General features: G+C 64.8%; 19 protein-coding genes. 14 read left to right on the forward strand and 5 right to left on the reverse strand.

Going from position 1 to position 19,585, the window contains the following annotated elements; translation table 11 throughout:
• Positions 1 to 75: 75 nt before the first annotated feature.
• Genes KUW00_RS09040 through KUW00_RS09055 form a run of 4 tightly spaced genes read right to left on the reverse strand, consistent with a single transcriptional unit; the run spans position 76 to position 3,945 of the window.
• Entirely contained in the window at positions 76 to 1,281 is a 1,206-nt protein-coding gene (locus tag KUW00_RS09040; RefSeq protein ID WP_261392074.1) for an ABC transporter substrate-binding protein, read from the reverse strand.
• Complete coding sequence (locus KUW00_RS09045) at positions 1,278 to 2,687, reverse strand: sensor histidine kinase (RefSeq protein WP_222568872.1); 1,410 nt, start codon at positions 2,685 to 2,687, stop codon at positions 1,278 to 1,280. Before KUW00_RS09045 ends, KUW00_RS09040 begins: the two co-directional genes overlap by 4 nt.
• Positions 2,684 to 3,343, reverse strand: a complete 660-nt coding sequence (locus tag KUW00_RS09050; RefSeq protein WP_222568873.1) for a response regulator transcription factor — start codon at positions 3,341 to 3,343, stop codon at positions 2,684 to 2,686. The genes KUW00_RS09045 and KUW00_RS09050 overlap by 4 nt, the downstream gene beginning before the upstream one ends.
• Positions 3,340 to 3,945 carry a helix-turn-helix domain-containing protein gene (locus tag KUW00_RS09055; protein WP_222568874.1) on the reverse strand — a complete coding sequence of 202 codons (606 nt, stop codon included), beginning with the start codon at positions 3,943 to 3,945 and terminating at the stop codon, positions 3,340 to 3,342. Before KUW00_RS09055 ends, KUW00_RS09050 begins: the two co-directional genes overlap by 4 nt.
• Positions 3,946 to 4,197: 252 nt before the next feature.
• Here KUW00_RS09055 and KUW00_RS09060 point away from each other — a divergent pair, with 252 nt between their 5' ends.
• From KUW00_RS09060 to KUW00_RS09070, 3 genes are read left to right on the forward strand one after another with little or no spacing between them, the layout of a single operon-like run.
• Entirely contained in the window at positions 4,198 to 5,187 is a 990-nt protein-coding gene (locus tag KUW00_RS09060) for a Bug family tripartite tricarboxylate transporter substrate binding protein (protein ID WP_222568875.1), read from the forward strand.
• Entirely contained in the window at positions 5,184 to 5,639 is a 456-nt protein-coding gene (locus KUW00_RS09065) for a tripartite tricarboxylate transporter TctB family protein (RefSeq protein ID WP_222568876.1), read from the forward strand. Before KUW00_RS09060 ends, KUW00_RS09065 begins: the two co-directional genes overlap by 4 nt.
• Positions 5,639 to 7,162: a tripartite tricarboxylate transporter permease gene (locus KUW00_RS09070; RefSeq protein WP_222568877.1), complete on the forward strand. Its 1,524-nt coding sequence runs from the start codon at positions 5,639 to 5,641 to the stop codon at positions 7,160 to 7,162. The genes KUW00_RS09065 and KUW00_RS09070 overlap by 1 nt, the downstream gene beginning before the upstream one ends.
• Before the next feature lie 124 nt (positions 7,163 to 7,286).
• Here KUW00_RS09070 and KUW00_RS09075 read toward each other — a convergent pair whose 3' ends face one another.
• Positions 7,287 to 8,747, reverse strand: coding sequence for a PLP-dependent aminotransferase family protein (locus KUW00_RS09075; RefSeq protein ID WP_222568929.1), 1,461 nt, complete (start codon positions 8,745 to 8,747; stop codon positions 7,287 to 7,289).
• Positions 8,748 to 8,930: 183 nt separating this feature from the next.
• Between KUW00_RS09075 and KUW00_RS09080 the strand changes: the two genes are divergently transcribed.
• The 11 genes from KUW00_RS09080 to urtE all read left to right on the forward strand — a co-directional run bounded on the left by KUW00_RS09080 (position 8,931) and on the right by urtE (position 19,363).
• Positions 8,931 to 9,392 (forward strand): GNAT family N-acetyltransferase, encoded by a 462-nt coding sequence (locus tag KUW00_RS09080; RefSeq protein ID WP_045992505.1) that lies wholly within the window; start codon positions 8,931 to 8,933, stop codon positions 9,390 to 9,392.
• A 61-nt stretch (positions 9,393 to 9,453) separates the two neighbouring features.
• Positions 9,454 to 10,122 (forward strand): FMN-binding negative transcriptional regulator, encoded by a 669-nt coding sequence (locus KUW00_RS09085; RefSeq protein WP_222568878.1) that lies wholly within the window; start codon positions 9,454 to 9,456, stop codon positions 10,120 to 10,122.
• Positions 10,123 to 10,242: 120 nt separating this feature from the next.
• Positions 10,243 to 10,920, forward strand: coding sequence for a GNAT family N-acetyltransferase (locus tag KUW00_RS09090; protein WP_222568879.1), 678 nt, complete (start codon positions 10,243 to 10,245; stop codon positions 10,918 to 10,920).
• 110 nt (positions 10,921 to 11,030) lie between these two features.
• Positions 11,031 to 12,116 (forward strand): isocitrate/isopropylmalate dehydrogenase family protein, encoded by a 1,086-nt coding sequence (locus KUW00_RS09095; RefSeq protein WP_197037131.1) that lies wholly within the window; start codon positions 11,031 to 11,033, stop codon positions 12,114 to 12,116.
• A 226-nt stretch (positions 12,117 to 12,342) separates the two neighbouring features.
• Positions 12,343 to 12,612, forward strand: coding sequence for a type II toxin-antitoxin system ParD family antitoxin (locus tag KUW00_RS09100; protein ID WP_108133072.1), 270 nt, complete (start codon positions 12,343 to 12,345; stop codon positions 12,610 to 12,612).
• Between the two features lie 5 nt (positions 12,613 to 12,617).
• The gene (locus tag KUW00_RS22645) at positions 12,618 to 12,935 is read left to right on the forward strand and encodes a type II toxin-antitoxin system RelE/ParE family toxin (RefSeq protein WP_222568880.1); all 318 of its coding nucleotides are present in this window, start codon (positions 12,618 to 12,620) and stop codon (positions 12,933 to 12,935) included.
• A 489-nt stretch (positions 12,936 to 13,424) separates the two neighbouring features.
• A complete protein-coding gene (gene urtA / locus KUW00_RS09110) occupies positions 13,425 to 14,780 on the forward strand; it encodes an urea ABC transporter substrate-binding protein (RefSeq protein ID WP_108133074.1) in 1,356 nt (451 codons plus the stop codon).
• Positions 14,781 to 14,881: 101 nt separating this feature from the next.
• The gene (urtB, locus tag KUW00_RS09115) at positions 14,882 to 16,516 is read left to right on the forward strand and encodes an urea ABC transporter permease subunit UrtB (RefSeq protein WP_222568881.1); all 1,635 of its coding nucleotides are present in this window, start codon (positions 14,882 to 14,884) and stop codon (positions 16,514 to 16,516) included.
• Between the two features lie 3 nt (positions 16,517 to 16,519).
• A complete protein-coding gene (gene urtC, locus KUW00_RS09120) occupies positions 16,520 to 17,695 on the forward strand; it encodes an urea ABC transporter permease subunit UrtC (RefSeq protein WP_222516528.1) in 1,176 nt (391 codons plus the stop codon).
• Positions 17,692 to 18,525: an urea ABC transporter ATP-binding protein UrtD gene (gene urtD, locus KUW00_RS09125; protein WP_222568882.1), complete on the forward strand. Its 834-nt coding sequence runs from the start codon at positions 17,692 to 17,694 to the stop codon at positions 18,523 to 18,525. The genes urtC and urtD overlap by 4 nt, the downstream gene beginning before the upstream one ends.
• 139 nt (positions 18,526 to 18,664) lie before the next feature.
• Positions 18,665 to 19,363: an urea ABC transporter ATP-binding subunit UrtE gene (urtE, locus tag KUW00_RS09130; RefSeq protein WP_045992498.1), complete on the forward strand. Its 699-nt coding sequence runs from the start codon at positions 18,665 to 18,667 to the stop codon at positions 19,361 to 19,363.
• Positions 19,364 to 19,585 lie beyond the last annotated feature (222 nt).

Consider the following 19,585-nt stretch of genomic DNA (forward strand, 5'->3'; position numbering starts at 1 on the left):
AGGTGATCGACCAAGGCCCGCCAGGCTTGCCTGGCGGGCCTTGTCGTGTCTGCGCAACGATAGCAGGGCGCATCGTCACCGCGAGAACTGCTCGATCGCCCGGGTATCGACCGGCTGATCGTGAAATTCGCGCTGCCAGCGGGCGAGCAGGGCGGTGCGCTTCAACTCATCGAGGGTCGCCAGCAAGCCGGGGCTCAGAGGAATCGGCCTCAGGCCGTCAGGGTAGTCGCGGCGCATGGCGGTGGCGGTGCCCGGGCCATCCAGCTGGGGGTGCAGGGCGCCGAGTTCGCCGGCCTCGGCGATGACCCTTTGGCCGTCGGCGCTCAGCAGGTAGTCGATAAAGCGGCGCGCTGCCCCCGCGTGCGGCGCCTGGCGAGGCACGAAGGCCAGACGTCGAATGACCAGGGCATAGTCGTCGGGAATCACCAGCCTGAGCTCGGGGTCATCGGCGATCCTTTCCCGGGCATAGCTGCCCAGCACGTTGTAGGCGATGTCGTAGCGACCCTGCCTGAGGCCTTCCAGCATGGCGCCGGTGGTATTTACCAGGGCGGTATCTGCCTTGCCCAGCGCCGCCACCAGGTCCCAGTAGCGCGGGGACAGGCGTGACTCTTCGATGGCGTAGGTGTAGCCGGCGCCGCTGGAGGTGGGGTCGTAGGTGACCAGGCGTCCTTGCAGCGGCGAGCGCGCCTCGGCCAGCAGGCCGAGCAGATCGGCGCGGCTGTCGACGGGGCCGAGGCGCTGCTCGAGGCGGCGGCTGACCACCATTACGATGGGTTCGAAGGTAAAGGCAAACAGCTCCTGACGCCACTTGGCCGAGTCCGGCCAGCGCTGGGTGATGGCGGTGTCGATGCTCTGGGCGTGACCCTCGTTGACCAGCAGGTACTGCCAGGGCATGGCCGACGAGATGACCACATCGGCCTCTGCCGGGGCGTCGAGAAAGCGCTGATGCACGTCCAGCGTCGAGAAGTTGCGGTAGGTGATGGTGTAGCGCGGATGACGACGATGGAAGTCCTCGAGTAGCGGCAGGGCGTAGGGGATATCCAGGGCCGCGTGGATCACCAGCGCATCTGACGACTCTCCTGTACCTTCGAAGGTGACCTCATCGTAGGCTGGCTGCTGCGAGGCGTTCCCCGGGTATGCCTCGAGGGGGGAGTCGGCCCCTGCCTCGGGTATGGATTGCGCCAGGGACTCATCAGGCAGAAGCGACCACAGCGCCAGCGACGCCACCAGCGTGACAACGGCGGTCATCCAGGGGGGCAGCGCAAGGGTGCGGGATATCATGGCTGGCTCCGTGAAGGGGCGGACGTCGATCCCTTGTCGACGCCTTCGCCGAATTGCAGGCTGACTCGCAGGCCCGGCGGTGGTGCTTCCCGGGCGTCACCGAGGCTCAGTCGAGCGCCGTGGGTGCGGGCGATGCCGTCGACGATGGCCAGGCCCAGACCCGAGCCTTCGCTGGTGTGCTCACCGCGGTGGAAGGGGCGCAGTACCAGCAGTCGACGCTCGTGGGGGATGCCCGGGCCGTCATCGACGACCGCCAGCGCGATCGGGTCGGCGCTGACCTCGACGGTGATGTGCCTGGCACCGTAGTGGCAGGCGTTGTCGATCAGGTTGGCCAGCGCCTCGCCCAGCTGCCAGTCGAGCCCCCGCACGTGCACCGGTGCCTCTGGCGCTTCCAGTCCAAGGTCGACGCCGACGCGCTGACAGCGTTGCCAATGGGCCATCACCGCCTCACGGGCGACCTGAACCAGATCGGTGGGGGCCAGTTCGGGCTGGTACTCGGGATTGTCCAGGCGGGTCAGTGACAGCAGTTGCATGGCCAGGCGCGAGGCGCTCTGGCTGGTGGTCTGCATGGCGCCCAGGGCCGAGTGCCAGATGGCGGGGTCGTCCTGGCGCAGGGCCAGTTCGGCCCGGGCGGAAAGCCCCGCCAGGGGGGTGCGGAGCTGATGCGAGGCGTCGCCGATAAAGCGTTCCTGGTTGGCCTTGACCCGACGCATCCGTGCCAGCAGCTCGTTGACGGTGTCGCGCAGCTCGGCCAGCTCTCGCGGCAGCGGCAATTCCAGCGGTGCCAGGGTGCGCGGATCACGGGTGCGTATCTGGCGTCGCAGTCGTGTCAGCGGTGCCAGCGCCAGGCGAATGGCGATCAGCAGGGCGGCCACCGACAGCACCGCCACCGCCAGCAGGTAGGCGAGGCTCTGGCGAAACAGCTCGCCGCTGAGCGCGTCGCGCCCCTCGCGCGTGTGGGCGACCCGGATCTCGAAGGGCTCGCGCAGGCGCCAGTCCTCAAGCCGAGAGCGGCGCACGCCGAGGCGCAGAGGCATATCGTGGTAGTCAACGTCGCCATAGACGACGTCGCTTGCGTCCTGGGCGGCGCCTTCGATGCCGGGCAGGTTGGCGTTACCGGTGACCCACTCACCGCGAGCGTCCACCAGGGTATAGAACACCCGTTCGTCGTGGCGCGAGGCGAGCATTTCCAGGGCCGCCGGGGGCAGATCGAGCCAAAGGCGATCGTCCTGCCACTGGGCCTGTTCGGCGATCGACAGACTGGCGGCGTCGAGCAGTCGGTCGAAGGCCCGGTCGGCGGTCTGGCGAGCGTCCAGCCAGGCCCGCCACAGCACCACCGAGCCGACGATCAGCATCGGCAGCAGCAGCCAGGTCAACAGTCGGCGGTGCAGTGAATCCCCGCTCATGGTGCTTCCAGCAGGTAGCCGAGACCGCGCACCGTGCGCAGGTTCACTCGATGCCCTTGAAGGCGCTTGCGTAGACGATGCACGTAGACCTCGATGGCATTGTCGCCGAGTTCCTCCTCGCCGAAGGCTTCACGCACCAGGGTAGCCTTGTCCACCGGCTGGCCGGCGTGTCGCATCAGGCACCCCAGCAGGCGCTGCTCTCGCGGAGGCAGTGCCAACGCCTCGTCGCCCAGGCTGAAGCGCTGGGCCAGGCTATCGAAGCTGAGTTCGCCCACGGTGATCAGGCCGGAGGGCGCGCGGCGACGCATCAGGGCGCGTACCCGGGCCTCCAGCTCCTCCAGCGAGAAGGGCTTGGCCAGGTAGTCATCGGCACCCAGGTCGAGCCCGCGCACGCGATCTTCCACCGCGCCGCGAGCGGTGAGAATCAGCACCGGGGTCGAGCTGTCGTGGCGTCTCAACGCCTCCAGGACCTCCAGCCCACCGAGCCCGGGAAGGTTCAGATCCAATAGCACCATGTCCAGTCGGTGATTTCCCTGGAGGCGGTCGCGGGCGTCGATGCCATTGTCGATGTGTTGAACCTCGTGGCCAGCGATGCCGAGGGCATCGACCAGGGTCTCGGCCAGAAGCCGATCGTCTTCCACCAGCAGCAGTGTCATGCGTGCCTCCCTTGGGTGTCCCGCTGACCGATCAACAGTGTCACCGCCTCGTCGAGCCGTGTCGCGGCGGCGTATGTGTCCAACCGTCCCTCAGGCCCGGACAGGGCCAACCAGAGTGGGTGACGGCCTTCCAGCGGCAGGCGCCGACACACCATCGTGCCTCCCGCAAGGGCCGGCGCAGGATCTTCGGTGTCCCGCAGGGACCACTGGCTGCCGGGAACCAGGTCATGGCGCAGGCTCTGGTCAGGCAGGGCGGCCAGGCGACAGTGGACCACGTCGGCGGTGACCTCGAGCAGGCTGGCGGTGTCGCCGAGTTGTCGCGCCAGGCCGTCGAGCAGCGGCTGGATCAGCGCCGCCAGATCGCGACTGGGGGCGTGGCGACGGGCCAGGCGCACCGGAGCACCGCCGATGCGCCAGCGGCCATCCTCTCCACGCTGGGTGTAGTCGAAGCGCTCCAGCGAGGCCAGAAGCCTGAGCAGGGTGCTCTTGTAGAAGCCTGTGGCATCGGCCAGTTCTGCCAGACTGAAACTATCCTGAGGAGTATCGAAGACCTCCAGGACCGAGAGGGCCCGTTCGACCGCCTCGACGCGATCCTGTGCCATGTGAACCTTCCTGTCGGTGATATCGAACGATGTCTATGGCATTCAACTTTGGTCGGAATTACGCGATCGCGCGTTGACCCGGGTGCAGTCCGGGCTTAGCTTTCCATCCAAGGGAACGACGTTCTGCCTTACAGAATTGTAAGCCAGGTGTCAGTTTCCAACAAGTGGAAATCTCGGCGCCGTCTCGGCGTCAATCGCGACGGGATGTCGTCTCGGGCCTCCTGTCGGCAGACAACAACAGAGGACTTCTTCATGTCCATGAACACGCCAGTCAAACTGATCGCGATCGCTGCCATCACCGGCGCAGCCAGCACCGCCGTTGCCTTTGAGCCCGAAGGCAAGGTCGAGTGTCTGGCACCTGCCGACCCGGGCGGCGGCTGGGACTTCACCTGCCGCAGCGTAGGTACCGTGCTCGAAGAGCTGGACCTGGTGCCGCGCGGTGTGCAGACCGTCAACATGGCCGGTGCCGGTGGTGGCGTGGCCTACGCCCATACCGTGAGCAAGCGCGCCGGTGATGACCAGCTGCTGGTCGCGGCCTCCACCGCCACCACCACACGCCTGGCCCAGGGTCAGTTCCCGGGCATGACCGCCGACATGGTCAACTGGGTCGGCGCCCTGGGGGCCGACTATGGGGTCATCGCCGTCAGCGCCGACAGCGAGTACCAGGACCTGAACGACATCATGGACGCGATCAAGGAAGACCCGCGTGCGGTGAAGTTCGCCGGTGGCAGCGCCAAGGGCGGCTGGGATCACCTCAAGGTGCTGATCGCGGCTCAAGCCGCCGGCATCGAGAACCTGCCGAGGATCCCCTACCTGTCCTACAACAACGGCGGCGAGGCCATGACCCAGGTGGTCGGCGGTCATGTCGACGCCTTCACCGGTGATATCACCGAGGCCCAGGGCTTCATGGAGTCCGGTGACCTGCGCGTGGTGGCGGTGCTGTCCGACGAGCGCCTGCCGGGCGAGTTCAGCGAGATCCCCACCGCCAAGGAGCAGGGCATCGACGCCGTGGGTCCGAACTGGCGCGGCTTCTACATGCCGGCGGATATTCCCGAAGACGCCAAGCAGTACTGGGTCGACGCCATGGACACCATCTACGAGAGCGAGGAGTGGAAGGACGTCATGGAGAGCAACGGCCTGATGCCGTTCCACATGAGCGCCGGTGAATTCGAGACCTTCGTCAAGGAGCAGATCGCCGACATCAACCAGCTGTCCAAAGATATCGGACTGATCCAGCAATGAGCATGTTCAACGACCGCGTATTCGGGGTCTTGATGATCGTCCTGGCCGTCGCGTACGGCTGGGGCGCTTCCCAGTTTCCCGAACCCTTTGGCGGGGCCGAGGCGGTAGGCCCCGAAACCTTCCCCTACCTGCTGGCCGTGGTGCTGGGGTTGTCCAGCCTGTACATGGTGGTGCGCCCGGACCCTGACAATGCCTGGCCCTGGAGCCGCACCGGCGTCGAGTTGATCATCGCCCTGGTGGTGCTGGTGCTCTACGCGGCCCTGCTGCAGCCGCTCGGCTTTATTCTGGCGACCCTGCTGGCGGTGGGCACCCTGTGCTGGCGCATGGGCGCGCCGCCGGTCAAGGCCTTCATTGTCGGCGGTATTTCCGGCGTGGTGGTATTTCTGATCTTCAACTTTGCGCTGGACCTGCCCCTGCCCCTGGGTGTGCTGTCCTTCCTGGAGGTGGGCTGATGGAAACCCTTGGCTACCTGATCGACGGCTTCGGGGTGGCTCTCGCCCCGCATAACCTGATGTTTGCGCTGCTGGGCGCCTTTCTCGGCACCCTGATCGGCGCGCTGCCCGGACTCGGCCCGGCCAACGGTGTGGCGATCCTGATTCCGCTGGCCTTTACCCTGGGGCTCAAGCCCGAGACCGCCCTGATCATGCTCACTGCGGTCTACGCCGGCGCCATGTACGGCGGGCGTATCTCATCGATTCTGTTGAATATTCCCGGTGACGAGCCGGCCATGATGACCTGCCTCGACGGCTATCCCATGGCCCAGAAGGGCAAGGCCGCAGAGGCCCTGGCGATTTCCGCAGTGGCGTCTTTCATGGGTAGTCTGATTGCCACCGTGGGCCTGATCCTGCTGGCGCCGATCCTGGCCGACTTCGCCCTGACCTTCGGTCCTGCGGAATACTTCGCGCTGTTCCTGCTGGCCTTCGCGACCCTTGGCGGTATCACCGGCAAGAACCCGATGAAGACCGTGGTGGCGGCCTGCATCGGTCTGATGATTGCGACCATCGGTATCGACAATACCGGGGTGCAGCGCTACACCTTCCAGGTGCTCGAGCTTTACGAGGGCGTCGATTTCATCATCGCCATCGTTGGTCTGTTCGCCATCTCGGAGCTTCTGTTCTTTATCGAGGACCGCGCCGGCAAGGGCAAGAAGACCATCAAGGTCAACAAGCTCAAGCTTTCCTGGGCCGACATCAAGGGCATCATGCCCTCGAGCATCCGTGGCGGCATCCTCGGCTTTATCGCCGGCGTCCTGCCGGGTGCCGGTGCTTCGCTGGGCAGCTTTATCGGCTATACCCTCGAGAAGAAGGTGATCGGCAAGAAGGGCTACTTCGGTGAAGGTGACCCGCGCGGCGTGGCAGGCCCCGAGGCCGGTAACAACGGCGCCTCCAGCGGTGCCCTGGTGCCCATGCTGACCCTGGGCGTCCCGGGCAGCGGTACCACCGCGGTGCTGCTGGCGCTGCTGATCTCGCTGAATATTACCCCTGGCCCGCTGATGTTCACCCAGAACGCGGACATTGTGTGGGGGGTGATCGCGGCGCTGTTGATCGGCAACTTCCTGCTGCTGGTGCTCAACATCCCGATGGTCGGCATCTTCGTCAAGCTGCTGTCGGTGCCGCCGATGTACCTGTTGCCGATCGTCACCATGGTGGCCTTCGTCGGCATCTACTCGATCTCCAACACCACCTTTGATCTGTACTTCATGGTGGCCTTCGGGGTCGGTGGCTACATCCTCCGGAAGCTCGAGATCCCGCTGGTGCCGGTGATCCTGGGTCTGTTGCTTGGCCCGGAGATGGAGAAGAACCTGCGCCACGCCATGGACATCTCCGACGGCGACTGGACGATTCTGTGGGACAGCGGCCTGGCCATCGGCCTGTGGCTGTTCGCCGGTCTCGGCCTGATCCTGCCGTACATCGTTGGCCCGATCCTGAGAAAGCGCATGGAGGTTCAGACCGGCCACACCACACCGGGCGATTGAGCGACCCCGCTCCCGGTGGTTGACGAAGGCCTTCGGGCTCGACTCGACTAACGACCTTGGGCGCCCCGATGGGGCGCCCTTTTTTTGTGTGCATCATGACCGAGCGGGCGTATGCGGAGGCATATCAGCCCGCTGGCTGGTGTTGTCGGTCATCGATCCAGCTCCTGGCCAGCCAGCCGCCGGCCTCGGCGATCCGCCCCGGTGTCGAGCCGGCGTAGCCCAGCACCAGCCCAGGCATGGCATCAGGTGCCAGGTAGTGACCCGATAGCGGTGACAGGGTGACGCCCTCGCGCCGTCCACGCTCGATCAGGCGTTGCTCCTGTTTCAGTGAGGCGAGCCGTGCCACCAGGTGCATGCCGGCCTGGCCGGCCGACAGTTCAAGTCCTTGCTCCACGGCAGGCGCCAGGGCCTCGCGCAGGCATGCCTGGCGCTGTCGATAGCAGTGGCGCATGCGCGCGATGTGGCGAGAGAAGTGTCCCTCGACGATAAAGTCTGCCAGCGCTGACTGGGAGACGTACTGGCCTTCCCGATGCAGTCGCGCGTTGGCGCGGCGAAAGTCGTCCACCAGGGCCTCGGGAAGTACCAGGTAGCCGAGCCTGAGGCCCGGGTAGAGCACCTTGCTGAAGGTGCCGACGTAGAGCACCGGACCGCCCCCGGCCAGCCCCTGGAGGGAGGCCACCGGCGCAGTGGTATAGCGAAATTCGCTGTCGTAGTCGTCCTCGATGATCAGCGCGCCGTGGTGGCGGGCGAAGTCGAGCAGGGCGAGACGCCGTGCCACCGGCATCGTCACGCCGCAGGGGTACTGATGCGAGGGGGTGACATAGATCAGTCGAGGTGGCGGGCTATCCGGGGCGAGAGCCTCAGGCTGCATGCCCTGTGCGTCCACCGGTACCGGGACGGGCGTTAGCCCGGCCATGTTGAAGCAGGCCTTGGCACCGGCATAGCCGGGATCCTCGACCCAGACGCTGTCACCGGGGTCGGCCAGCAGGCGGGCGATCAGCTCGAAGCCCTGCTGGGCGCCCTGGGTAATCAGGATCTGATGTGGTTGGCAATTGACCGAGCGCGATAGACGCAGGTAGTCACACAGCGCCGTCTTGAGGGCGTGATGCCCGCCGCTGGTGGCGTAGCCGAAGGCATCCAGACTGGCCTGGTGGCGATGGCGCCGTAGCAGGCGCTGCCACGCCTCGCGCGGGAACAGATCGAGGGCGGGGACGCCCGGGGCGAAGGCATCCCGGGAGCCCTCCATCTCGCCGCAGCTCTCCAGCAGGCGCTGACCTCGCCGAGAATGCCAGCGGCTCGCCTGGATGGGGGCGCCGGGCAACGGGCTGGGTTCGGGCAGTGCCAAAGACGCCACGAATAGCCCGGCCCCCGGGCGCGCCTCGACGAAGCCTTCCGCCACCAGGCGGTCCATGGCGGCAAGCACCGTGTTGCGGCCGATGCCGAGGTCCGCGGCCAGCCGTCGAGACGAGGGCAGGGCGCTGGCGGCGGGCAAGCTACCTTGCTGTATCCACTCGCGCAGGGCCGCGTACAGGCGCTGGGACAGCGAACCCGACGGGGGTTCGGCGGCGGGTGGCGCCAGGCGCATGGCCAGCGCTTCGGTGATCCATTCGGCGTGACGGTGAAGGCTGGGCACTGGTTCCCCTTTTCTGGACAGTATTGGTTCTTATGGTGGGACCACTATTGCGCAAGACTGGGTGCCTGTCATCCCGACGAGCCGGTGCGCCTCTGGCCAGCCGGCGCACACGACCGCCAATGTGAAAGGTGACTCATGAACCATGTTCGTCCTGCCTGTATCGCCGATCTACAACCCCTGAGTGAGCTGCTCGATGGCTACCGGGTGTTCTATTCACAGGAAAGCGACATCCAGGCTGCCCGCGACTTTCTCCAGACGCGCCTCGCGCTCGCCGACTCGCGCCTGCTGGTCAGCGACAACGAGGGTGTGCTCGAAGGCTTCGTTCAGCTCTATCCGACGCTATCCACGGTACGGGTGGGACCGCGCTGGACCCTGGCCGACCTGTTCGTGGCGCCCGAGGCGCGTGGCAAGGGGATCGGCCGTGAGCTGATGGAGGCCGCCGCGAACCTGGCGAGGGAGCAGGGCGTGGGCCAGTTGACGCTTAATACCCAGACCCACAACCACACCGCCCAGGCGCTGTATGAGTCACTTAACTGGCAACGCAACGACGCCTTCTACGCCTATACCCTGAACCTGGATGACCCTGCGGGCACATAAACTTCTACTTCTCGCAGTCAACATTGATGGATGCCAACCACTCTGAAGGAGCGCGTGACCCTTGTATCAGCCAAGACACTTCGCCATGACCGACGAAGACGCCATGATGGCGGTGGTCCGAGCCTATCCCTTTGCGACTCTGGTCACCGACGGTGACCAGGGGGTGTGTATCGACCACCTGCCGTTGATGGTCGAGCAGACGTCACAGGGCGCGCTGGTGCTGCGTGGCCATATCGCCCGCGCCAACGCCCTGTGGCGGCTGGGTGAGGGTGAGCGAGCAGACGCGGGAGCGATCGAGGCGGTGGCGATCTTTCATGGCCCCGACGCCTATATTTCGCCTGGCTGGTATCCCGACAAGCGCCGGCATGGTCGCGTGGTGCCGACCTGGAACTACCAGGTGGTGCATGCCCATGGTCGGCTCGTCTTCCAGCGTGAAAGCGATTGGCTCACCTCGCACCTGACGTCGCTGGTCGATCGCTTCGAGGCGGGCAGGGAAGCGCCCTGGGCGGTGGACGACGCCCCCGAGGACTACCTGGAGGGGATGCGGCGTGGCATTGTGGGGGTGGAGCTCGAGGTGACGCGCCTGGTGGGCAAACATAAGGCCAGTCAGCACAAGCCTCAGGAAGAACGCGAGGGTATCCGCGAAGGCCTTCGAGGGGATGGGCGTTCGGCTCGTAACGCTGCCGTGCTGTGTGGAGATGATCCAGCGCCAAGGTACGAAGGTGATTGACCCCTTGGACTGGCACTCGAGATCGGGCGACTGGTGGGCAAGCACTTGGCTGACTAGTACAAGCCCGGCAGCACAAGCCTCAGGAAGAACGCGAGGGTATCCGCGAAGGCCTTCGAGGGAATGGACGTTCGGCTTGTGACGCTGCCGTGCTGTGTGGCGATCAGCAGCGATGATTCCACCCGCTGGGGCAGCAACGATGGGGCAACAACGATGGAGCAAGGACGCGAGATGAATGACTGCCTGAGACAGGCAACGCTGGAGGACGCCGAAACGCTGGCCGCCCTGGGGCGCCGCACCTTTTACCAGACCTTTGTCGACTTTTACTCCAAGGCGACCATGGAGCGCTATCTGAATGATGCCTTTGACCTTGGGCGGGTTCAGCGCGAGCTGGCCTGCCCACAGTCGCGATTCTGGCTGCTGGAAGAGGCCGGCCGCAGCGAGACGGGTGAAGCGGGAAAGGAGCGCGAGGGCGTTGCCAAGGGGCCCGTAGCGGTCGGCTATCTCAAGCTCAACTGGGGGGAGGCCCAGACCGATCTGAGCGAGCACAATGGTCTCGAGATCGAGCGCATCTATCTGCTGGCCGAGGCCCAGGGCCGAGGGCTTGGCAAGATGCTGTACGACAAGGCCATCACCGAGGCGCGAGAACAGGCCAGGGCCTTCGTCTGGCTGGGCGTGTGGGAAAACAATCATCCCGCCATCGCCTTCTATCGCTCCCGGGGCTTTGTCGAGGTAGGCACCCACAGTTTTCAGATGGGCGATGTGGTGGACAGGGATCTGATCATGCGGCGTGATCTCTGACGTAGCCATCGCCATCGCCATCGACCATAAGGTCCCATGGATAGAACATCGCTGCACCACGATACTGCGAGGCCACCATCAATGGACAACAACAAGACGAGGGAATCTCTGTGAGTTATCGAATTGCCACTATCGCTGGTGACGGTATTGGCCCGGAGGTGGCGGGCGCCACGGTGCAGGTACTGCAAGCGCTGCTGGGTAGCGACGTGCTGCGTTTCGACTGGCTCGACGGTGGAGCGGGGCACTATGACAAGACCGGCGAGGTGCTGCCCCAGTCGACGCTGGACGCCTGTCGGGCCAGTCACGCCATCCTGCATGGAGCCGCCGGGCTGCCGGGGGTGACCTACGACGACGGTACCGAGGTGGGCAACGACCTGCACCTCAAGCTGCGCTTCGGACTGGACCTTTACGCTAACGTGCGTCCGATCCGCCTGCTGCCCGGGGTCGAGTCGCCGCTGAGACACCATCAGCCCGGTACCATCGACTATGTCATCGTGCGCGAGAACACCGAAGGCCTCTACGCCAGCCGCGGCGCCGGGGTGGTGCTGCGAGACGAGATGGCCAGCGACAGCCTGGTGATCACCCGCAAGGGCACCGAGCGAGTCGCGCGCTTCGCCCTGGAGCTGTCACGGCGACGTCAGGGCGCACCGAAGGACGGCAAGCGGCGGCTCACCGTCTGCGACAAGGCCAACATCCTCAGAAGCTACGCCTTCTTCCGTCGGGTATGCGACGAGGTAGGCGCCGAGTTCAACGACGTCGAACTCGACTATGCCTACGTTGACGCCATGACGGTGCACCTGGTCAAGCGCCCGGACTTCTATGACGTGATCGTTGCCGAGAATCTGTTCGGTGACATCATCTCGGACCTGGGGGCGGCCACCGTCGGCGGGATGGGGGTGTCGCCGTCTGCCGAACTGGGCGATCGCCACGGTCTGTTCCAGGGGGCCCACGGCAGCGCCCCGGATATCGCCGGGCAGGACGCCGCCAACCCCATCGCCACCCTGTTGTCCGGGGCCATGATGCTCGAATGGCTGGCGGTGGAGCACGCCGACGATCGTTTGTCTGACGCCGCCGGTCGGTTGCGTCAAGCGGTGGACGGCGTACTGTCCGATGGCCGGTATCGGCCCCGGGAATTCGGCGGCGATACCGGCTGCAGCGCCTTTACCGAACAGGTGCTGCGACAGCTCGAGGGCTAAGCCTTGTCGATGAAACGGTCTGGTGCTTGGCCCTGTGTCGGGTCCCAAGGGGGCACATGGCGGGACACCCAGTCCGGTTCAGGTTCGATGTCTTCAAGGTAGTGCGCGCCAAGTGTTGCGAGAGACGTCGGTCGCGCAGACGGTCCTGGTCGGGTTCCAGGGGTGGCTAATCTGGCCACCCCTGGCCAATCTTGCACCAGATGTATTCTGGTCAATAGGAGGGCGTATGCCGGCCAATCATGCTCGAAACGTGGCGCTCACGCCTGAACTAGATGGTTTTATCGACGAACTGGTGGCCTCTGGGGATTACGCCAATGCCAGCGAAGTGCTACGAGCGGGGTTGCGTGCACTCAAGGAACGTCGTGAGATTGCGCTCATCGGCTCTCGAATAGGTGTCGCGCTTGAGCAGCTTGATCGTGGAGAAGGTGTAACCGGTGATCCACGAAAAGTTCTGGGTAGTGTTCTCGAGGCTGCTCGAACTGGCGATGCTTCTTGACGTGATTGATTTATGCGCCGGCGGCACTTGCAAGCCTGAAAGATATTCTTCGTTGGACCCTATCGGAATTCGGCGAGGCGAGAGCCGAGCGGTATACGGCACAACTTGTTCACCGCCTTGAATCCCTGGCGGCGGGACATCCGCCCCATCCCAGGCCATGCTCGACACTATCGTGCACTGTTGGCCATGAATCTCACCTTCGCTACTTCCGTGAAGGTCGACACTATCTGATCTTGCGCGAGACGGACGAGACACTCGAACTTGTCGAAGTCTTCCACGAACGGATGAATGTGGACGCATGGCTACGTGCCTTGTCTCGGTGATGTTTTCGTATCGACTCCCATTTGCCTTCCGAACAGACACCCCAGCTGTGTCGCTGAAAGGTGGCTGCGCTCGGAACACTTGTACTCGCCGCTGCCGTCATGCTGAGCCCTGCAAGTGAAGCGTCTCGATATAGGGCGCTCCTTTCTGGTGCCGGCCGTGGCGGGGTGCACCGCTGGTTGGCGCTGTGGTGGTGCAGAAGTAGGGGGCGGGGTAGCGAAGTGCACCACATGTGGTGCATTGGTGCGCCCCGGTGGCGCGAGATGCTCTCTTGTGGCGCAAGGCGGGGTGGGTAAGCCCCCTTCTTGGCCGACGTAATGTCGGAATTTATAAATGTTTTATATGGCTGGCATGGGACTTGCTTGAAGTGGTGATGGAGGTCGACGTCGCAAGACGTCAGGCCTGAGCGATACAGCGGTTTTACCTGAACCGTTTGGCTCCCTCTCGACGATGGTCCATCACAACGACAAGGCAACCCCTGGAGGTTTCCCATGCCCACCGCTTCGATCTCTTCTACGCAGGTTTGTGCCCACCGTTCCAAAGCGCTTTCTAGAAAGGTGCTGGCCAGCCTGGCCGTGTCCACGCTGTCGCTGGCCATCGCCGCACCGGCGCTCGCCCAGGAGGACCCGATCAAGGTCGGTATCCTGCATTCCCTGTCCGGTACCATGGCGATCAGCGAGTCGACCCTGAAAGACACCATGCTGATGCTGATCGAGCAGCAGAACGAAGCGGGTGGCCTGCTCGGCCGCGAGCTTGAGCCGGTGGTGGTGGACCCGGCCTCCAACTGGCCGCTGTTTGCCGAGAAGGCCCGCGAGCTGCTGGCGCAGGAAGAGGTCGACGTGATCTTCGGCAACTGGACCTCGGTGTCGCGCAAGTCGGTGCTGCCGGTGGTCGAGGAGCTCAACGGTCTGCTGTTCTATCCGGTGCAGTACGAAGGCGAGGAATCCTCCGAAAACGTCTTCTACACCGGCGCTGCGCCCAACCAGCAGGCGATTCCTGCGGTGGACTACCTGATGAACGAGGTCGGTGTTGAGCGCTGGGTGCTGGCCGGTACCGACTATGTCTATCCGCGCACGACCAACAAGATCCTCGAAGCCTACCTGAAATCACAGGGCGTGGCCGACGAGGACATCATGGTCAACTACACCCCCTTCGGTCACTCCGACTGGCAGAACATCGTCTCCGAGATCAAGCAGTTCGGTGGTGCCGGCAAGAAGACGGCGGTGGTCTCCACCATCAATGGCGACGCCAACGTGCCCTTCTACCGGGAGCTGGCCAACCAGGGCGTCGAGGCCTCGGACATCCCGGTGGTGGCCTTCTCGGTGGGCGAGCAGGAGCTGTCCGGTCTCGACACCGCGCCGCTGGTCGGCCACCTGGCGGCCTGGAACTACTTCATGAGCGTGGATGAAGACGTCAACTACGACTTCATCGACGCTTGGTACGACTACACCGGCGACGACAACGCCGTCACCAACGACCCCATGGAAGCCCACTATATCGGCTTCAACATGTGGGCCGAGGCGGTGCGCAAGGCCGAGACCACCGATGTAGATGCGGTCAAGGAAGCGATCATCGGTGTGTCGGTGCCCAATCTCACCGGTGGCTACGCCACCATGATGCCCAACCACCACATCACCAAGCCGGTGCTGATCGGCGAGATCCAGGACAACGGCCAGTTCTCGGTGGTGTGGCAGACCCCGTCCACCGTGGCCGGCGACGCCTGGTCCGACTATCTGGAAGGCTCCCGCGATCTGATCAGCGACTGGCGTGCTCCGCTTGAGTGCGGCAACTACAACGTGGTGCAGGGTAGCTGCGGTGGTGGCTCAGACGTCGCCTCCAGCGAATAGAACATAACGACAAGGGGCCGGTGTGCACGGCGCACCGGCCCGGATCACGCCAACCCTGCCCGTGGTGCCGTCGGCACCCGGGTGTCTCAAGGGACCTCACCATGAATTTAATTGCAGGTCGTCACTGGCTGAGCGCGCTGGTGCTGCTTTGCCTCGTCGCCCTGGGGCTGGGCCAGGCTTGGGCTCAGGACGCCGGCGCTTCTAAGGCCGCGTCTTCCGACCAGGGGCCGGCGCTGTTGTCGGCGCTGGCCGAGTCCAGCTTCCGCGACAAGGAAGCGGCCATCGACGCCATTGCCGAGAGCGGTGACGAGCGCGCCCGGCGCTGGCTCGAGAGCTTTGCCGAGGGCAAGCTCGCCCGCGTCAAGGACAGCGGCGCTATCGTCGTGGTACTGGAAAATCGCGGTCGCAACTGGCCCGTGGCCGACGCCCTGACGCTGGATCCGGCGGGCGAAATATCGCGCCGCGAGCTCGACCGCGTCTCCATCAACAACAGTCTCAGGGGCTATCTGGACAGCACCCTGGCGCTGATCGACCTGCGTGTCGACGACCCTGCCCAGCGGCTGGCGGCGGCGCGGGATCTGCTGGGCGAGGTCGAGGCCGAGGCCGTCGATTCGCTGAGCGAGCTGGCCGCCGCCGAGAGCGACCCCGAGGTGGCGGCGACCCTTGAGCAGGCCATCGCCATCGCGCGGGTCGAGCAGGGGGACGTCGCGGCGGTCGAGGCGCTGTCCGGTAGCCTCAATGGCCAGGCCAGGGCCGCGCTGATGCAGGCCAGCCGCAGCGACGACGTGGCGCTGGCAGAAGCCGCACAGGCGGCGCTGGCCGAGAGCGAGCAGGCGCTCAAGCTCAACCGCGCCGCCGAGACGCTCTACTTCGGCCTGTCGCTGGGTTCGGTGCTGGTACTGGCGGCGATCGGCCTGGCTATCACCTTTGGCGTCATGGGGGTGATCAACATGGCCCACGGCGAGCTGATCATGCTGGGGGCCTACACCACCTGGGCGATGCAGCAGCTGTTGCCGGGGCAGCCGGGGCTTGCGCTGCTGCTGGCGATTCCGGCGGGCTTTCTGGTGGCGGCGCTGGTGGGTGTGGCCATCGAGCGAGGCGTCATCCAGTTCCTCAAGGGACGTCCGCTGGAAACCCTGCTGGCGACCTTCGGCGTCAGCCTGATCCTGCAGCAGCTGGTGCGCACCCTGATCTCACCGCTCAACCGTACCGTGGTGACGCCCGAGTGGATGAGCGGCTCGCTGGTGATCAACGAGGCGCTGTCGCTGACCCTCAATCGCCTCTATGTGCTGGGCTTCGCCATCCTGGTGTTTGCCGCCCTGATGCTGGTGATGCGCCGCACCCGGCTGGGACTGGAGGTACGCGCGGTAACCCAGAACCGTGCCATGGCACGCTCCATGGGCATTCGCGCGACCCGCGTCGACATCCTGACCTTCGCGCTGGGGTCGGGGGTGGCTGGCCTTGCCGGGGTGGCGCTGTCACAGCTCACCAACGTCGGTCCCAACCTCGGCCAGAACTACATCATCGACTCCTTCATGGTGGTGGTGTTCGGCGGGGTCGGCAATCTGTGGGGCACCCTGGTGGCGGGGCTCTCGCTGGGGGTGATCAATCAGGTGCTGGAGCCCTGGGCCGGGGCGGTACTGGCCAAGATCCTGGTGCTGGTGTTCATCATTCTGTTCATTCAAAAGCGCCCGAGGGGACTCTTTCCCCAGAAGGGCCGCGCGGCGGAGGGCTGAGCGATGCCATCATCCCGACTATGGCTGGCTCGCCCGTTCGGCGAGCGGTCGACTCTGATCTTCCTGGCGGTGCTCGGTGCCACCATGGCGCTGGTGGTGGCGGCAAATCTGCTGCTGGCGCCGGAGCATCCGCTGCATGTCTCTACTTATACCGTTACCTTGCTGGGCAAGTACCTGTGCTACGCGCTGCTGGCGGTGGCGGTGGATCTGGTCTGGGGTTACCTGGGGATTCTCAGCCTGGGCCACGGCGCCTTCTTCGCCCTCGGCGGCTACGCCATGGGCATGTACCTGATGCGCCAGATCGGCGACCGCGGTGTCTACGGCGATCCACTGCTGCCGGACTTCATGGTGTTCCTCGACTGGGACAGTCTGCCCTGGTACTGGCTTGGCTTCGACATGGCCGGTTTTGCCTTTGTGATGGTGCTGCTGGCGCCGGGCCTGCTGGCGCTGGTGTTCGGCTTCCTGGCGTTCCGTTCGCGGGTCACCGGGGTCTATCTGTCGATCATCACCCAGGCGCTGACCTTTGCGCTGATGCTGGCGTTCTTCCGCAACGAGATGGGCTTTGGCGGCAACAACGGCCTGACCGACTTCAAGGAACTGCTGGGCTTCGACCTGTCCGCCGACGCCACACGACTGGGGCTGTTCATTGCATCCGGCGTGGCGCTGGCGCTGGGCTTCCTGCTGTGCCGCGCCATCGTGGTCAGCAAGCTCGGGCGGGTCTGCGTGGCGGTGCGCGACGCCGAGTCCCGCACCCGCTTTCTCGGCTACCGGGTGGAGCGCTATCAGCTGTTCGTGTTCGTCGTCTCGGCCATGCTGGCCGGGGTCGCCGGCGCCCTCTATGTGCCCCAGGTGGGCATCATCAACCCCAGCGAGTTCTCGCCGCTGTTCTCCATCGAGGTGGTGGTGTGGGTGGCCCTGGGTGGCCGTGCCACCCTCTATGGCGCGGTGATCGGTGCGCTGGCGGTGAACTACGCCAAGAGCGTGTTCACCGGGGTGATGCCGGAGGCCTGGCTGTTCGCGCTCGGTGCGCTGTTCGTGCTGGTGACGGTGCTGCTGCCCCAGGGCATCGCCGGGCTTTTGTCACGCTCTCGCCAGCAAGGCAGCGACGATGACAGCGACACGCAACCCGACACGCCAACCGACACGCTGGATGCAACCCCCAGGGAGGCCACCCCATGAGCTTTCTTCAGAGCCTGGCCGATCGCGATCGGGTCTTCGACTTCCTGGTCCCGGAACAATCGCCGGTCGACGTGCGCCACGGCCCGATCCTCTATCTCGAGGACGTGTCGGTGAGCTTCGACGGCTTCAAGGCCATCAATGATCTCAACCTGACCATCGACGACGGCGAACTGCGCTGCATCATCGGCCCCAACGGTGCTGGCAAGACCACCATGATGGACATCATCACCGGCAATACGCGCCCGGATCAGGGCAGCGTGTGGTTCGGCAGCCGCCACAACCTGTTGACCAAGAACGAGCCGGAGATCGCCCGGCTCGGCATCGGGCGCAAGTTCCAGAAGCCCACGGTGTTCGAGGCGCTGACGGTGTTCGAGAACCTCGAGCTGGCGATGGCCATGGACAAGAGTCTGTGGCCGACCCTCAAGGCGCGCATGACCGGGGAGGTGCTGGCGCGAATCGAGGAGGTGCTCGAGACGGTGGGCCTGGCGTCGCTCAGTCGCCGCCAGGCGGGCATCCTGTCCCACGGACAGAAGCAGTGGCTCGAGATCGGCATGCTGTTGATGCAGCGCCCTCGACTGTTGCTGGTCGACGAGCCGGTGGCGGGGATGACCGAGCAGGAGATGGAGCGTACCGCAGAGCTGTTGTTGAGCCTCGCCGGCAAGCACTCGGTGGTGGTGGTGGAGCACGACATGGGCTTTGTGCGTTCGATCGCCCGCACGGTGACGGTGCTGCATCAGGGTTCGGTGCTGGCCGAGGGCAGTATGGACAAGGTGGCAAGCGACCCCAGGGTGATCGAGGTCTACCTGGGTGGCGACGAGGAGGCGGCATGATCGGACTGGAGCGAGTACCTCAGCAGTCTTCGGTAAGAGCGCTGTACTGGGCGGACGGCGCATCCCGCGGCAGGCTGGCCACGCTGTGGGCGAAGGTCTGCGGCCGGTGGGCGCGAGAGACAGGCAAGGAGGTGGATCGATGCTGAGCATTCGCGGGCTCAATCAGTTCTATGGCGAGAGCCACACCCTGTGGGATCTCGATCTCGACGTGCCCAGGGCGGCCTGTACCTGTGTGCTGGGTCGTAATGGCGTCGGCAAGACCACCCTGATGAAAGCGATCATGGGCGAGGTGCCGATCACCGGCGGTGAGCTTCACTACGCCGACGGTGTCGCGCTGGAGAAGCGTCGCCTCGAGGATCGCTCACGCCTGGGCGTGGGCTATGTGCCCCAGGGACGCCAGATCTTTCCGCTGATGACGGTGGAGGAGAATCTGCGCACTGGCCTTGCCGCCCGTGGTGATGGCCTGCGCCAGGTGCCCGAACGGATCTATGAGCTGTTCCCGGTACTCAAGGAGATGCGTCACCGGCGTGGCGGCGATCTGTCCGGCGGTCAGCAGCAGCAGCTGGCGATCGGGCGCGCCCTGGTGATCGAGCCGAAGCTGTTGATCCTCGACGAGCCGGGGGAGGGCATCCAGCCCAATATCGTCGCCCAGATCGGCGAAGTCATCCGTCGGTTGATCGCCGATGATGGGCTGACCGTGCTGCTGGTGGAGCAGAAACTGCCCTTTGCCCGACGCTTCGCCGACCACTTCGCCATCCTCGATCGTGGGCGGAGAGTCGCCGTCGGTGATATCGGTGAGCTCGACGACGCCGTGGTGAAGCGCTACCTGACCGTCTGAGCGGTAGCGCGTCAATCAGGGTGAATCGCTGCACATCAATGGTGCGCAATCGTAAGGTTGCGCACTTTTTTTGTGCGCGACCAAAGGCGTGCTTTTCTCTGGTGCAATCCTTGGGTGCTCTATAAGAATTTGAAAAATAAGTAGAAAAATAGAGATTCGAGAAGCTGGTACGGGGCTTGCACCTTGATTGGGCAATGGTGGTGGCCTTTTTTACTTTCGCTT

The organism is Halomonas sp. DP5N14-9, assembly GCF_019802175.1.
Lineage (GTDB): Bacteria > Pseudomonadota > Gammaproteobacteria > Pseudomonadales > Halomonadaceae > Halomonas > Halomonas litopenaei.